Origin of the sequence: Acinetobacter sp. Lyrl_1 (assembly GCF_051948795.1) — a bacterium.
Taxonomy (GTDB): domain Bacteria; phylum Pseudomonadota; class Gammaproteobacteria; order Pseudomonadales; family Moraxellaceae; genus Acinetobacter; species Acinetobacter towneri.
Genome location: NZ_JAYJLK010000125.1, coordinates 1 through 360, shown reverse-complemented (window position 1 = coordinate 360; position 360 = coordinate 1). Strand labels below are relative to the sequence as shown.

General features: G+C 50.8%; 1 protein-coding gene. It reads right to left on the bottom strand.

Going from position 1 to position 360, the window contains the following annotated elements:
• On the bottom strand, positions 1 to 360 hold a 360-nt coding region (locus tag VF675_RS13835), incomplete at both ends, for a reverse transcriptase domain-containing protein (protein ID WP_440205403.1).

Genomic DNA, 360 nt, shown 5'->3' with positions numbered 1-360 from the left:
ATCGAGATGAGCACTGATGTTTGCCTTTGACGGCTTGATCAGTAGCTTGCCATTGTACTTGCGTACGTTCCACCCAAGAAAATCGAACCCGTTCCCTATGTGCGTGATTTTGGTCTTTTCCTGAGAGAGCACGAGACCGCGCTCCGCCAGAAATTCAACCACGGCAGGGCGAACTTCATTTTCGAGCCACTCTTTAGAATACCCCGTGATGATGAAATCATCCGCATACCGTACCAGTTGCAGCTTTTTGCCTGTCCATTTGGCGTTAGGGAACCTCTTCGCCAGCATCGTTTCCAGTCCGTCCAAGGTCATGTTGGCCAACACCGGGGAGATAATACCTCCTTGCGGTGTTCCGGAAAA